The 14,136-nt window shown below is 43.5% G+C and carries 16 protein-coding genes and 1 tRNA gene; 16 read left to right on the top strand and 1 reads right to left on the bottom strand.

All coding sequences use genetic code 11. The features are described 5' to 3' along the window. Positions 1–81: 81 nt before the first annotated feature. From LP667_RS08605 to LP667_RS08525, 16 genes are all read left to right on the top strand, one after another. Positions 82–3,765, top strand: coding sequence for a tape measure protein (locus tag LP667_RS08605; protein ID WP_056988266.1), 3,684 nt, complete (start codon positions 82–84; stop codon positions 3,763–3,765). A gap of 15 nt (positions 3,766–3,780) precedes the next feature. Then, positions 3,781–4,473, top strand: coding sequence for a hypothetical protein (locus LP667_RS08600; protein ID WP_056988267.1), 693 nt, complete (start codon positions 3,781–3,783; stop codon positions 4,471–4,473). Positions 4,474–4,476: 3 nt separating this feature from the next. Then, entirely contained in the window at positions 4,477–5,496 is a 1,020-nt protein-coding gene (locus tag LP667_RS08595) for an XkdQ/YqbQ family protein (RefSeq protein WP_056988268.1), read from the top strand. Between the two features lie 27 nt (positions 5,497–5,523). Further along, the gene (locus LP667_RS08590; protein ID WP_082618907.1) at positions 5,524–5,802 is read left to right on the top strand and encodes a DUF2577 domain-containing protein; all 279 of its coding nucleotides are present in this window, start codon (positions 5,524–5,526) and stop codon (positions 5,800–5,802) included. 10 nt (positions 5,803–5,812) lie between these two features. After that, positions 5,813–6,244, top strand: a complete 432-nt coding sequence (locus LP667_RS08585) for a DUF2634 domain-containing protein (RefSeq protein ID WP_082618897.1) — start codon at positions 5,813–5,815, stop codon at positions 6,242–6,244. Continuing rightward, positions 6,234–7,382 carry a baseplate J/gp47 family protein gene (locus tag LP667_RS08580; RefSeq protein ID WP_056988270.1) on the top strand — a complete coding sequence of 383 codons (1,149 nt, stop codon included), beginning with the start codon at positions 6,234–6,236 and terminating at the stop codon, positions 7,380–7,382. The genes LP667_RS08585 and LP667_RS08580 overlap by 11 nt, the downstream gene beginning before the upstream one ends. Then, a complete protein-coding gene (locus LP667_RS08575) occupies positions 7,375–8,016 on the top strand; it encodes a putative phage tail protein (protein ID WP_056988271.1) in 642 nt (213 codons plus the stop codon). Before LP667_RS08580 ends, LP667_RS08575 begins: the two co-directional genes overlap by 8 nt. Continuing rightward, positions 8,017–8,850, top strand: coding sequence for a hypothetical protein (locus LP667_RS08570; RefSeq protein WP_056988272.1), 834 nt, complete (start codon positions 8,017–8,019; stop codon positions 8,848–8,850). Positions 8,851–8,966: 116 nt separating this feature from the next. Beyond that, on the top strand, positions 8,967–9,794 hold the full coding sequence (locus LP667_RS08565; protein ID WP_056988273.1) for a hypothetical protein: 828 nt from the start codon (positions 8,967–8,969) through the stop codon (positions 9,792–9,794). A 51-nt stretch (positions 9,795–9,845) separates the two neighbouring features. Continuing rightward, the gene (locus tag LP667_RS08560; protein WP_056988274.1) at positions 9,846–10,805 is read left to right on the top strand and encodes a hypothetical protein; all 960 of its coding nucleotides are present in this window, start codon (positions 9,846–9,848) and stop codon (positions 10,803–10,805) included. Between the two features lies 1 nt (position 10,806). Continuing rightward, positions 10,807–11,148 (top strand): hypothetical protein, encoded by a 342-nt coding sequence (locus LP667_RS08555; RefSeq protein WP_146029293.1) that lies wholly within the window; start codon positions 10,807–10,809, stop codon positions 11,146–11,148. Then, a complete protein-coding gene (locus LP667_RS08550; RefSeq protein ID WP_120247159.1) occupies positions 11,148–11,315 on the top strand; it encodes an XkdX family protein in 168 nt (55 codons plus the stop codon). Before LP667_RS08555 ends, LP667_RS08550 begins: the two co-directional genes overlap by 1 nt. An 89-nt stretch (positions 11,316–11,404) precedes the next feature. After that, a complete protein-coding gene (locus LP667_RS08545) occupies positions 11,405–11,815 on the top strand; it encodes a hypothetical protein (RefSeq protein WP_056988276.1) in 411 nt (136 codons plus the stop codon). 13 nt (positions 11,816–11,828) lie between these two features. Next, positions 11,829–12,212, top strand: coding sequence for a hypothetical protein (locus LP667_RS08540; RefSeq protein WP_056988277.1), 384 nt, complete (start codon positions 11,829–11,831; stop codon positions 12,210–12,212). A gap of 210 nt (positions 12,213–12,422) precedes the next feature. Beyond that, positions 12,423–12,707 (top strand): phage holin family protein, encoded by a 285-nt coding sequence (locus LP667_RS08530; protein ID WP_056988279.1) that lies wholly within the window; start codon positions 12,423–12,425, stop codon positions 12,705–12,707. Beyond that, positions 12,707–13,615 carry a GH25 family lysozyme gene (locus LP667_RS08525; protein WP_056988280.1) on the top strand — a complete coding sequence of 303 codons (909 nt, stop codon included), beginning with the start codon at positions 12,707–12,709 and terminating at the stop codon, positions 13,613–13,615. The genes LP667_RS08530 and LP667_RS08525 overlap by 1 nt, the downstream gene beginning before the upstream one ends. Positions 13,616–13,934: 319 nt before the next feature. Here LP667_RS08525 and LP667_RS08520 read toward each other — a convergent pair. Further along, positions 13,935–14,022: transfer RNA gene (locus LP667_RS08520), tRNA-Ser, on the bottom strand. Between the last annotated feature and the right edge of the window lie 114 nt (positions 14,023–14,136).

The raw sequence follows: 14,136 nt of genomic DNA, 5'->3' as shown, positions 1-14,136 counted from the left end.
AAGAAAAAGACGCTAAACGAAAAGCTAGAAGGCACTGAGTCTTCTAGTTTGTTTGTACATAAAAGAAAGGAGGCCATGAGTATGTCAACTGTAAGCGCAACAATTAAAATTCTAGACGGATTCACATCACCACTAGACAAACTAAACAGTAAATTAAGTCAGGGACAGTCGATGTTTTCACGTTTCAAGTCTGGAATGGCAGGCGCCAATCCATTCAGCAGTCTTAACAAGTCTGCCGCTGAAACTGGTGGGGTATTTAAGTCTGTATTAGGTGCCAATGTTATTGGTGGCGGTATTAGTAAAGGCATTGGAATTGCCTCATCGGGGATTGGCTCAATGATTGGCGAATTGAACGATTCCAGCAAGGCATGGCAAACGTTTAACGGGAACATGTCCATGATTGGACAAAGCCCCAAGCAAATCTCTGCCGCTCGTGGAAGTTTATCAAAGTTTGCGCAACAAACAATTTATTCTGCATCAGATATGGCTTCAACTTATAGCCAGCTAGCAGCAGTTGGTACAAAGAACACGACATCGTTGGTTAAAGGATTTGGTGGGCTAGCATCCGCCTCTGAAGATCCGGCACAAGCGATGAAGACTTTGAGTCAGCAAGCTACTCAGATGGCTGCCATGCCTAAAGTACAATGGGCTGATTTTAAATTGATGATGCAACAATCACCAGCTGGTATGGCTGCAGTCGCTAAAACAATGCACAGATCCACTGCACAATTAGTTCAGGATATTCAAAACGGCAAAGTTAAAACACAGGATTTCTTCAATGCTGTCTCAAAAGCTGGGACTAATAAAGGCTTTACTAAGATGGCAACACAATTTAAGACTGTCGGACAAGCAGTTGATGGACTCAAAGAAGGTGTCGCCATTAAGTTGCAAGATGCCTTTGATAGCGCAAGTCAAGTTGGTATTAAAATGGTATCCAGCTTGTCTGACTCCATTAATAAAATTGATTTTAAGCCAATTGCTGATGGTGCGATGAATGCATTTAAAACCGTCGTCGCAAATGCAAAACAAATGTGGGCCGGATTTACGGACACTGGCGCTATCAAGTCGGTACAGTCTATGTTTACGACTCTGGGTGCGTCTGCCAAACGAGTGTTTGGGAAGCTGGCAGGTGGTGGTAAAAATCCGTTCAAGAGTTTTGGTGAATTGGCGGGTAACACAATCAAAGGCGCGGCTAAATCGATTAGCGCGGTAGCGGATGCTGTAAGTAAGCTAAGCCCAGGAACGCTTAAAACGATTGGGGCCGCGTTTGTCGTTATGAAGTCTGGAATGCAGGGATTAAAGTTCACGGTTCTGATTGCCGGCCTGAATGCTTTATCAAAAATGAGCCCAGGACAAATCAAAGCAGTGGCGGTGGCAGTTGGTTTGGTTGTCACTGCGATGAAAGGGTTCCAAGCGCTTAAAGGGATTAGATCAGCATTATCAATGTTTCAAAAGACACCTAAAGTTCCAGAAATTCCAGTACCAGAACCCGGTAAGACGGGAGCGGCTGCGACATCAATGTTGAAGCTAGGGATTGCTATGGTTCTGATTGGTGCTGGCGCTGCTTTAGCAGGCGCGGGACTATTGATGATTGCGAACGCAACAATCAAGCTGGTGTCAGCTGGTTGGCCAGCTATTGCAATGTTCTTTGGAATGATTGCGGCTGTCGCTGTATTAGCTGTCATCGTTAAACTACTCGGACCGTCCTTAATCGGAGGTGCGGTGGGATTCTTAATTCTTGGTGCTGCTTTACTATTGATTGGTATTGCGGTGTTACTTGCATCGGCTGGCTTGGCGCTATTAGCAACTCAATTGCCGTTGATTTCTCAGTATGGTGTTAGTGCCGCTATTGGACTATTAGCGCTTGCTGGTGCGGTTGCCGTCTTCGGTTTGGCTGCTATTGTTGCTGCAGTGGGTCTTATTCTATTAGGAGCTTCCTTATTAATCTTAGGTGTTGGATTTGTTATCGCAGCCGTGGGAGCGCTGCTATTTGCCGTTGCAATGGCTGCCATCGTGGTGACTGTTATTATCGCTGCTGTTGGGATGTTGATGCTGGCAATCACATTGCCGTTGATTGCCGTATTCAGTATGATTGCGGCTGTCGGACTGTTACTTATGAGTGTGGCTTTAACTGTCATTGCCGTTACAGGTTTGATTGCTGGAGTTGGCATGATGATATTGGCGGTTAGTATGGTGCTACTAGCACCGTTGTCCATGCTAGCTGCGATTGGTTTGTTGCTATTAGGCGTAGCAATGACCATGGTAGCAGTAACAGTGATGATTGCAGCAGTTGGAATGATGATTCTAGCCGTAGCAATGCCGTTAGTGGCCGTGTTTAGTATGGTTGCCGCAATTGGTTTGCTATTAATGAGCGTGGCCCTAATGGGGATTGCCGCAACGGGCTTGATTGCTGGGGTTGGAATGATGCTATTAGCGGTAAGTTTGATGTTAGTAGCACCAATGTCATTGGTGGCTGCAGTTGGAATAATGATGCTAGGTGTTGCACTAATGCTAGTTATGGCCGGTGCAATGGTTGCCGCAATGGGGCTAATATTAGTTATGGCTGGAGCAATGATGGCGATGGTTGGCTTGATGCTGGTTATGGCCGGAGCGATGATGGCTTTTACAGGCCTTGTGATGGTTATGGCTGGAGCAATGATGGCGATGGCTGGTCTGATGCTGGTTATGGCTGGAGGGATGATGGCGATGGTCGGTTTAACGATGGTTATGATGGGAGCAATGATGGCAATGATCGGACTTGCTGCTATTGTGCTGGTGGCTGCTGCCACTGCCCTTGTTCTCGCAGGGCTAGGAATCGCTGCCGCCGCGTCTGCTATCGGTATGGCTGCATTGGGAGTAGCAACGAAACTTGTAGCGACTCAGGTTGCTTCAATAGCAAACAAAGCTGCATCAGCTGCCGCTAGCCTAAAAACAATGGTCAGCGCGGTTAGTGTTGTTAAGACCGGACTAAATACATTAGGATCTATTGCACGAGATGCGGTTAATAAATTTGTTAGCGCCTTTAAAGGCGGAACAGGTAATGCACGGTCTGCCGCACACGCCTTAGTTAATGCTGCTACCAGTGCAATGAAGAGTGGTGTTAGTGCTGCCCGTTCGGCTGGTGCCATGATTAGTGCCGGATTGGCCGCCGGAATGCGGTCGAGATTAGGAACGGTTACTGCGGCTGCAAATGCCCTGATTGCACAAGCTAATCGTGCTGCTCGTGCAGCTGCTAAAATTCATTCACCATCGCGGTTATTTGCTGAAATTGGTGACTATATGGGCCAAGGTATGGCAATCGGGATGAATGGAACTAGCTCGTTGATTAGTAAGGCGGGAGCTAAGATGGCAACGTCAGCAGTGAGTGCTGCCAATATTGACTCATCGTTAGGAAATTTTGGTTTAACTGGGCTAAACCCTGGTGATCAACTAGCAGCTGGCTTCAATAGAGCATTAGAAGTCATTGGTAATGTGTCTAATGCGATTAATGGAATGAGCGGTAGTTCTATCACTGCTAATGGTCAGATTCAATTCGGAGCTACAGGAAGCCATATAAGCGATGTTCCGGCTACGACGCCATTTGGCGATAATGCTCGTGAAACGGTGACAGCTAACCATTATGGCGATGCTTCAAGTATGGTTGTTCAAGTACAACCAGGTGCAATTCAAGTGGTTAGCAGCGGTAATGGTGCACTTGATGGCGAAACTATCGCTCGCGAGCTTGAGAATTATTTGATTCGTAAAAATGGCACGGCGATGAGCTAAAGAGGTGAGTGAATAATGGCAAAACATATTGGTGTGTATCTGACCGATAACAAGAACAAAACGATTGAGCTACCGGTTAACCCACAAGAATTAAAAGTTAACTATGAAACCAACGATGCAACCGAAGAAGTTGTCAAGCTTGGCGAAATCAACAGAATTGGTGAAGTTAAATTGCGAACACTGTCAATAGAAAGTATTTTGCCAGTCACGACTAAGAATGTGCGTTATGTGACTGCCTCCAAGCCACTTAGTTCGGCTCAAAAGTATATTGATTGGATTATTGCGGCTCAAAAGTCAAAAAAGCCAATTCGCTTGGTTGTTTCTGGAACTAAAATTTCACTGAAGATGACAGTTGCTAGCTTTAATTACGGGATGGAAAATGCAAATGCGGATGAATACACCTTCACGTTAGATCTAACGGAGTATAAAACTTATAAAGCTGAAAAAATGAAAATTGCTAAGAAAAAAGTTGCGAAAAAAGGAAAGCCGCGGCCAAAGCCACCCAAAAAAATTGGGCGAGGCTCGAAGGTAATCGTAAATGGCCGCTTGCACGTTGATAGTTATGGACGGGGACCTGGCCAGACTGAGCATAACACCATTCGCAAAGTGAACTTTATCGCTCTCGGAAGAGCTTATCCATATCACGTGACGACGCTTAGCGGCGGTTGGCGCGGATGGGTGAAAAAATCTGCAGTAAAGGCGGTGTAAGGAATGGCAGTAACGACGATGACGGTCCAACATCGCGGTGAAGGGGCGATTGTGTGGGACATCCGTAACCTGTTAGTCAATGATTCGATTACTTGGACGACTGACTTGAATTATTCGGCCGGTTCATTGGAGTTTGATATTGTCGAGGTTGATGAAGGATTCACACCGCATAACGGGGACATTGTTAAATTCTATTGGGATGGTATCAGAATTTTTTACGGCTATATTTTCGATTTCAAATATGAACCAGAAAAGTTCACAGTGACTGCCTATGATAAACTTCGTTACTTGAAAAATGAAGATTCCCTTGTTTGGCCGGTATCGACGTTGAGTCAGCGTTTTAGTAAAGTTTGCAATATGGCTCAAATCAGTCACAGCATTGTCAGCGCTAGTAGTCATAAGCTAGCGGCGGAAGTCTGTGATAGTAAAAGCTATTTTGATATGCTGAAAACGTCGATTGAAAACACCGAGAAAGCAACTGGTAATCTGTATTTTGTGGCTGCAAATTATGATGTGGTTGAACTTCGGAAGGCTCCGTACAAGGCGTTAACGACAGTTGTGGGGGACAAGTCATTGATGACTAAATTTCAATACGAACGCAGTATTGATGATGCTGCAACCGTGGTACGAATCGTTCGAGAGGATGAGACTAAAGGTCAGAAGAGTACAGCGACTGCTAGTGGCAAGAGTGCTAAGGATACGCATTACACTACTGTTACTGCAAGTAGTCGTCATAATATTGATAACTGGGGCCGGCTTCAACACGTAGAAAATGCGAAGGATAAGTCGAACAAAGCACAGATGATGGAGCAAGCTAAAGCATTATTAAAGTCGAAAAACAAGCAAGCATACACCTTGACGCTCACGACGTTAGGCGATATTGATCTGATTGCTGGTAATGCAGTGTACGTCAAAATTCAGAGCTTGAAGGACATTGGTCTTGGGACCCGTTCAGTGCTCATTACCAAGGCGACACATCATTTTGGAACTAAATATACTTGCGAAATAGAAATGAAGGTGTAAAAGATGGCCGGTGAGTGGCTACTTAGTATGCTGAAGAGTAGAGGTGGCAGCCAGTCGGACTATGCTGATGTTGTTTACGGCACAGTTGTGGGTACGACTCCGCTACAGGTTCAGCTTGGCAATAATTTAATGCTGACCAATGTGTTTCTGACTACGGGAAGAGCTGTCAGTGACTATGAGACGATCGTAAAAGTCGACGGTAGTGATAAAAAGGTACAAATTAAGAATGGGTTAAAGACTGGAGACCACGTTGCGATGATTCGCAGTGATGGTGGCCAGTCATTTTATATTTTTGATAAAGTCTGAGGTGAGAGCAATGGCGGATGAAATTGAAACAGTCGACGATGGCGTTACAGTTGATGACCTGGCGGACGAAGTGGAAGAAGTCACGTTGCCCTCGAGAACTTATCAAGTAGTAGACGGGCACATCGTTGGTATGGTTGATGACTATGACGCAATGGTTCAAGCCGTTGATAAGGTGATGCGGACTGAAAGGTTTGTCTTTCCCATTTATTCTGACCAGTATGGTAATGATTTTAGTGAACTGCTGGGAAAAAGCTTTGACTATGCCACCGTTGAAGTCGAACGAATGTTGCAAGAAGCTTTACAGGCGGATGATCGGGTTGATGATGTAGTGGTTGAAAGCATCGTACAAGTAAATGCGACTACTTTAGACATCACAGCTACGGTTGAAACGGTATATGGCACCATGAGTGTTGAAAAGGAGGTGCATGCGAATGAATCCTGATGACTTAGCCAATCAGTTGGAAGCCCAAGACTTTGACTATTGGCTGGATAAAATGTTGGCAAAAGTTTCTGATACGGTTGATAAACGTGAAGGCTCAATTATCTATGATGCGCTAGCGCCAGCTGCATCCGCAATGGCGGAAAGTTCTATGGATGCAGCAAAGATTGTCCGTCAGACATATACATTAACTGCACAAAGCGAGTTCTTGGATTATCGGGCTGTCGAGAAAGGAACATCGCGACAGCCAGCGACTGCGGCCAAAGCCAGCGCCAAATTTACCGATGCTGACGGACAGCCGGTGACTAATGTGCAGGTCGGTGACCGGTTTGCAAGTCTAGGCGATGAGCCGTTCTTTTATAAAGTGGCTGAAATTGTCGGCGACGGCGTAGGCTATTTAGTTGCTGAATCAGTAGGAAGCGGCCCTAATGGCTATCGTGGCCAAATATTACCAGTGACGCCGAATGATTCGCTATCGTGGGCTGAAATCACTGCAGTGCCGGTACCAGCCCGCGATGCTGAAACTGATGATCATCTACGTGAGCGATTACTCTCGCCTGACTCATACAATGCTTATGGTGGGAATGTGGCCGATTATTTAAAGATGCTAGCTGGAATTGAGGACGTTGGCGCCGGTCAAGTTTATCCGGCGTGGCACGGTGGCGGCACTGTAAAGCTAGTCATTATTGACAATGATTTACGAGCTGCAAGTACTGACCTATTGAATCAAGTAAAGAATACGATTGATCCAGATGAGGTTACTGGGGAAGGATATGGACTTGCGCCAATTGGACATCAGGTCACGGTCGTTGCACCGACTGAGCTGGTAATTAATGTTACTACCACCATTGAAGTTGATAGTCAGATTACTGTTGAGGCCGTTCGTTCGGCGATTGAGACAGGAATTGAAGCCTATTTCAAACAAAAGCGTACCGACTGGAATAATGTCGATGCGGTGACTGGCCGAGGATACCAATTGACAATCTATCGTGCGCAAATCCTAACTCAGCTGATGAAGGTTGATGGAGTTGTTAATGCCTCGTTACCACTATTAAATGGACAAGCAGCTGATATTGATTTGGTATTCAACAATACGGTATCACAGCTACCAGTGATGGGAGTGGTGGACTTCAATGGCTAAATTAAGTGACTATTTACCAGATTATTATGATGATATTGTGGAAATGCATTCGCTAGTCAATGCTGAACAGGTGGCAGTTGATGCGAATACGGACCAACTGAATCGAATATTGATGAATCAATACGTCTTTACGGCGGATGCCCAAGGATTGTCGTTATTCGAATATCAACTGGGAATCACACCTGAATCAGGGGCTACTTTGGAAGAGCGACGGTACGACATTTTGATGCGTATCTTACCGCCACAGCCAATCACAATTGGCTATTTTCGTTCGCTTGTTAAGGCAATGCAGATACCGGCTGATATTGAAGTTGATGCGATCAATTCAATCTTGAGCACCATCAGCTTGGAAGCGGATGTGAGTGTTACACAAATCAAACGGCTACGCTATTTGTTGAATGTTTATGTTCCAGCCAATTTAACCTATCAAATAACAACGCGACGTACAGAGCGGACAGTCGAGCAATTTAATGCTGGCCAAGCAGTTCAAGTTGCGGTTGCAACTAGTGTAGATGCGGAACCAGTCAGTTTTATGCTGTTAGCGGATGAAATTATGCGCGTCGGTACCGTGCAACATGTCACGGTCAACACGTCTGTGACCGCTGAGAGTACACAATTAAAGGAGGTGAGTTAAATGGCAACATATGCAAATTCACAATTGACAAGTGCAGGCTTATTATTAGCAAGTCGAGCAGCAGCGGGTAAAACAACCTTCTCGCTGACACGCACGACCGCAAGTAGCAAAGACCTATCGACAGTAAGCGTTGGTGAATTAACAGCGATGCCGGATGAGATGCAGAGTGGTGTACTGACGGACAATTCTATTGTCAGACTAGATGATCATACGTTAAAGCAAGTCGAAGTTTTTTTTACGAATCGTGATCTAGAAATTAGCTATCCAGTTAATGCGATTGGCATTTATGCTAAGGAAACTGGTGGCAGTGAAATTCTATACGCGGTAATCAAGGCTGTAGAAGCTGAAATGATGCCTAGTTTTGCAGATAAAGTTTTGTTGGAATTCAAGTTGGCCGTTACTGTGGTCGTTGGTCAAATCCAGAATGTGACGGTTGCGGTTGATCCGAATGGATTAGCGACAACGACCTATGTTCAGAACCAACAAGTAGCAGTTGTACTGAATGAAAAGTCCTACGCAATTGATACCGCCAAACTGAATCTGAACGATTATCCCAGATTTAAAGCATGGGGCTATTACAATGGCGCTGGTATTGCACAAACAACTTCGTATGCCGGTGTTCCGCTAATGACGGAATTAACAATGAATGTTGATTTGCAGAATAATGGTCAAGTGATGATTCCGCGGTTCATGACAGCACAAATCAAAGCTGCATTACCGGACTTCAATATCGGTAGCTTTGCAGTTACCCGTGCGAGTGATGGAAAATGGATGTATCTTATTTCGGAGCCAGCAACTATTGGTATTCAGTGTTTGAATGCAACTTTTAAGTAATGGGAGGACAAAAACATGAAGATTAAATCTACATTAGAAAACGCCGGGGGGGGGTATAAACTTAGTATTATCAACGTTTCTAACCCCTTTATCATATTGGAATGGTGGTGTGATTTATGACTAATATCACCAATATTGATTCCGGTCAAGCAGGCTGGGATGGGGTTATCAATACGAATTTCAAAAATTTGAACAATATGGTTATCGGAGGCCGAAATTATTTTAGCTTGGAGAAATTCAAACGTAGTCAGTATCGGGAAGATTATTTGGAAATGCCATCAGTCAATTTACAATTAGCTGCCAATACTACGTATACGGTATCTACTAATATTCCAGCACGTGATGACCAAGGAACACAGGATCTATTTGCAGGAAACGCTGGATTTAAGGCAGTTTCCGGTACTAATGGCGTTAAAGCTGGAAGTCCTTTGACTGTAACGACAAATAATACTGGTATTCTGCAAATTTCTGTACGAAATGTCAGTTTGAACACCGGTCAATATCATGTACAAGTTGAGCTTGGTGATAAGGCAACGGATTGGCGCCCAGCAGTGGAGGACACTGCACAAGTCACAGATACTGGCTGGATTAGGGATGGGATTACTCTAATGAATGGTGCAAAAGTTTACAGTAATTTTTTAGGTGATACTCCCGCCTTTAGAATTATTCAGTTAGGGGCAGTTGATATGTTAATGCTGAGCGGTTCTGTGAATGGCATCGCTATTACCAAGGGATGGAATCTAACATTAAACGTTGCTACGCTGCCACAGCTAGTTACGGATTGGTTTAGCGAGCACCAAATGGTTAACACTCACTTTGATACACGAGCATTTGGAGTTCAATATGGCTGGAATTTTTACAATGGAAAAATTCAGTTGCAATATTGTTCAGAAACAAGCGACGACACATTTTGGATTAATTTTAACCATGTATTTATTTCGTAAAGTAGCCGTTCACAATTGAACGGCTTTGAATTAGAGAAAGGAAGTTCAATTATGACAGTAAGTTTAGCAAAAGTTGATTATGGTCAAGAACATTGGGAAAAGACTATCAATGATAACTTCTCTGGCCTTGACTCTGATACGTTTCATTTGTCTGGGGGACCAGTTAGTCGGCAAAATTTGATCTTAAATTCTGCAACTCCTCGAAATACTAAACATTGGTCCGCACCCGTTGGTGGAAAAGTTCTTGTTATTCGTAATCACTTATACAAGAATGGCAAAGTCAATTTATTCAGCATCTTACATGACAAAGAAAAGCCCGGTGTTGATGAGGAGGTTTTTGCAATAACGGATGAGTATACCTTGGTACCCAACACAAATTATGATGTCTATTTCATTGCGTATGGTGCTGTCGGTATTACAAGCTTTGATGCTTACATGATTTGTCATGATGCAAATGATAATTTGAATAATATTCAATTAACCACGAGTGTTGTTCCAAATCCGTCTAAAGCAGTTCTGTATAAGCTTAGCTTCAATTCAGGTAATAATGTTCAGGGAGCATTCCGTATTGACAACAATGGGTCTACCGATGGTGTAGATCACAATTTGTTTTTTGGTGAGGTATTTGTTGGAAAGTCAGAGTACTGGGCACCCGCGGCCAACGATATTCATGCGGAAGACACTGGATTAGTTCGTTTGACAATGGTTGGTGCGGTGGAAGGCCTGTATCAAGCAAAAGATGCACCGCTTGCTCGACGTGTGAATGATCTTGTCCATTTGACTTCTGGAATCGTAGCAACTGCAGATATTCCGGCAGCAACGAGAATTTTAGCAATGCCAGATAAGTTTTTGGGGGCTGACGGTGGCATCACAGCATTATGCCGAAATGTATCTAGTCAAACCGAATTTCCAGTAACCATTAAGGATGATGGACTATATGTAGCCAAAGCCTTGCCAAACGGTACTAAGTTAGATTTTGCAGGCATTAATTATTTAGGAAGGGATGAGTAAATTGCCACAAATATTATATTTTTGGAATGAAGACAATGAGCTGGATCACAGTGAATTTTTTATGACGGATGATGAGTTACCTAATCCGTTACCAGGCAACGCGACGCCAGTAGCACCGACAAATGGACTATACGAGCCAATTACGTGGGATGGGACTACATGGAATGGCACTGATAAGGATGAATGGCTTGCAGCACATCCAGTGCCAGTACCGGAGCCGTCAGAACAAGATAAAACTAATGCGGCATTGATGTTGCAAATTGCGCAGAACAAGACTGCGCAAGACCAGTTCAACGCTCAAGCAATGCTTGCAATTGCTGCACAGAATGGAGGAACTAACTAATGTTTATTTTTATCAAACAGTATTACGCGATGGGGCTGTATAATGCGGATAATTTAAGCACTTTGAAACTAGGCGGTTTACTAACAGAGGATCAATACAATGAGCTAGTTGGTATTAATGAAGATACGACTGACACAGAAACGGAGGATAAAAAGAATGAAAATTAAAAACAAGTTAGAAAATGACGGGGGGGGGGTAGAATGCCTATATACCGGTATTTCTAACCCTTTTATTATTTATAAAGGTGGTGTTAGTTATGATTAACATCACTACTATTAATCATGGTCAAGCAAATTGGGATGAACCGTTGAACCGAATGTTAGAAGGCCTTGGTTCAGCGGTTGAGGATACTGGATGGATTGACTTAACGTTAATCAATGGTTTCGAAAACAGAGCTAATATTGGAAAAACAAGTATAAGAAAAATCGGCGAAATTGTAGTTTTGAGACTGTCAATTACTAACTTAGTTCGTGATGCTGTCATTGCAAAATTACCAACGAATTTCTATCCACAACAGTCTATCCCGTTCTCGTTAAGAGGAACAATTGGACGTTCATTTTCATTAACACTGGGTAATGATGGAAATTTGAATTTTGAGAGCCCAATGGATGGACAATTTGATGTGACTGACTATGTAGGCGGTACGTTTGTTTGGGTGACTGGTTAGGAGATGAAAGTATGTGTTAACACATTTAAAGCAGAATCGTTTTTGGTTGTGGAAATCATTAGAAACTTATGGATTGGGCGTCTATTTTCTCGTTAGGCATAATGTAACCTTTGCCTTCGTACCACCACGGCCAACGGTTTTAGATATCATGGATGATCCACCTTCGATTTCAATACTCATGATTGTAGCGACGTTAGCAGTTGTCTATTCGTTCTGGAATATTGATGTACCATATTATAAACCGGTAATGACAGGAGCCCTCACATTTGTGTGGGTCTTTTTTATGGTCGCCTTTATCTTTCACGATGCTGGTAATGGGCAACTAATAAGTTTTGAATCGATGTATGCATTTTTTGTTTTATCATCGATGATCCATGAAATAGTAATCGGGGGCTGATATAGTGAGCGACGTCGTACTCGTGGCCCTCATCAGTGCTGGTGCTTCGATAATCGTTGCATTGATAACTCAAGCACCGGCGATATTGAACCGTACTAAGGCCACTGACAACACGCTTGCCAAGCTAAAAAAGGATAATGAGGCGCTACAGAAGGAGAACACAAAGAAACAGGAAATAATCGAATATTATAGGAAGCGAGATGAAAAATAGTGGAAGAATTTATCCAATTATTGAATGGTGGTACTATTGCCATGATTGCGATTGCTACTTTTGTAATCGTGTGGGGAGTTAAGCAAACACCATTGAAGAATGTGTATTTACCAATGATTGCATTGGGAATTGGGGCAGTGATTGGTATTGTATTTGGTTGGCTGAACGGCGATATTAAACCAGTCGTAGGGTTAGTTGATGGTTTAGTTGCTGGCGCCGTCAGTGTTGGCGGTAATGAGGTATTCAAATCAATTACACATGCATTAGATGGAGGTGTAGAATAATGAGTTTAAATGGTATTGATGTTTCCAGTTATCAGGCTGGCATGAATGTTGATGAAATCGCTGGTGATTTCGTCATTGTGAAAGTAACTGAAGGAACAGGATATACGAATCCGTCATGGAGCGGGCATGCTAAACAAGTTCTATCTGCGGACAAAAAGTTAGGACTCTATCACTTTATTCGAAATGACGTTGATGTAAAGAAACAGGCCGACTACTTTTTGTCCAAGGCTAAGCCGTATATCGGTCAAGCTGTTCTGGTTCTGGACTTCGAAAACACGAGTGGTTCGACAATTCAAGATCAAGTTGGCGTTGGACTAGCCAAACAATGGCTTGATTCTGTTTATAGCCAGACTGGAGTTCGTCCGTTGCTCTATACTGGTATTAATTGCGAAAATTCATTGGACTGGTCGTCCGTTGTCAAGGCTAATTATGGACTATGGTTGGCCCAGTATAATCGTGATACGGTCGTTAATGGGTTCAAGCCACGTGATCTATACGGATTACTTAAGCATTGGAAGTCGATGGTCATCTTCCAATACGCAAGCGTTGGGCGCTTGTCAGGTTGGGGTGGCAATCTTGATTTCAACGTTTTCTACGGTGACAAAGCCGCTTGGGACAAGTATGCAAAAGCGACTAAGACAGTTGTACCTGCGCCAAGTAAGCCTAAGCCAGCCGGGCCAAAGTGGGTCAAGGAGCAGAAGACATACACGCTCAAAACAGCTGTGAAACTTCGAACAGGCGCTTCTACAGCGTCCAGTGTTATTGCTGTCTTGCCAGCGGGATCAACCATCAAGACTGATCAAGCTATCATTCAAGGTGGTTATCGTTGGGTGCGCCAACCACGTCCGAACGGCTATGCTTATATGGCAACTGGCCCAGCTAATAATACTCTTGAATATGTGAAATAACAAAAAGCCTCACACTGACCATAATGGTTGGTGTGGGGCTTTTTTAATTTATTTACTCCATATATTTTAACCGCCTAGGCGTCATGTGCATTTACCGTTGCTGTAACCCCTTGGGGCACAATGAGTTACAGTGGTGTGGATTTTTTTGGTGCACTTTTGAGTGCACTAAATCGTCGAAATTTGATGTTTTTTCGTAAAAGTGCACCAAAAAGTGCACCATTATATCAATTAAAGCCGTTTTGAAACAATTAAATTAAAATAAAAACGCCGTCAACTCAACGATTGACGACGCTCAAGGCTGGTACAGATAATCAATTTAAGGAGAGTACAGGATTTGAACCTGCGCGCCGGTATTAGCCGGTTCGCCGGATTTCGAGTCCGGTGCATTACCACTCTGCCAACTCTCCATATGGTACTTAATAAGTATAGCATAATTTTCTGCTGGAATAAATATTTATTCAAAAGATTTAAAGTAGCGTCAAATGTTAGACTGACGCTAAGTTTTTAAGACGATTAGTCAA

Source organism: Lactiplantibacillus paraplantarum (assembly GCF_003641145.1).
Taxonomy (GTDB): domain Bacteria; phylum Bacillota; class Bacilli; order Lactobacillales; family Lactobacillaceae; genus Lactiplantibacillus; species Lactiplantibacillus paraplantarum.
The sequence above is the reverse complement of the archived record's forward strand: the minus strand, read 5'-3'. Positions and strand labels throughout refer to the sequence as shown.

Coding starts and splice junctions, on each gene's coding strand:
- LP667_RS08605 (WP_056988266.1), top strand. CDS start 82: ATGTCAACTGTAAGCGCAACAATTAAAATTCTAGACGGATTCACATCA.
- LP667_RS08600 (WP_056988267.1), top strand. CDS start 3,781: ATGGCAAAACATATTGGTGTGTATCTGACCGATAACAAGAACAAAACG.
- LP667_RS08595 (WP_056988268.1), top strand. CDS start 4,477: ATGGCAGTAACGACGATGACGGTCCAACATCGCGGTGAAGGGGCGATT.
- LP667_RS08590 (WP_082618907.1), top strand. CDS start 5,524: ATGCTGAAGAGTAGAGGTGGCAGCCAGTCGGACTATGCTGATGTTGTT.
- LP667_RS08585 (WP_082618897.1), top strand. CDS start 5,813: ATGGCGGATGAAATTGAAACAGTCGACGATGGCGTTACAGTTGATGAC.
- LP667_RS08580 (WP_056988270.1), top strand. CDS start 6,234: ATGAATCCTGATGACTTAGCCAATCAGTTGGAAGCCCAAGACTTTGAC.
- LP667_RS08575 (WP_056988271.1), top strand. CDS start 7,375: ATGGCTAAATTAAGTGACTATTTACCAGATTATTATGATGATATTGTG.
- LP667_RS08570 (WP_056988272.1), top strand. CDS start 8,017: ATGGCAACATATGCAAATTCACAATTGACAAGTGCAGGCTTATTATTA.
- LP667_RS08565 (WP_056988273.1), top strand. CDS start 8,967: ATGACTAATATCACCAATATTGATTCCGGTCAAGCAGGCTGGGATGGG.
- LP667_RS08560 (WP_056988274.1), top strand. CDS start 9,846: ATGACAGTAAGTTTAGCAAAAGTTGATTATGGTCAAGAACATTGGGAA.
- LP667_RS08550 (WP_120247159.1), top strand. CDS start 11,148: ATGTTTATTTTTATCAAACAGTATTACGCGATGGGGCTGTATAATGCG.
- LP667_RS08545 (WP_056988276.1), top strand. CDS start 11,405: ATGATTAACATCACTACTATTAATCATGGTCAAGCAAATTGGGATGAA.
- LP667_RS08525 (WP_056988280.1), top strand. CDS start 12,707: ATGAGTTTAAATGGTATTGATGTTTCCAGTTATCAGGCTGGCATGAAT.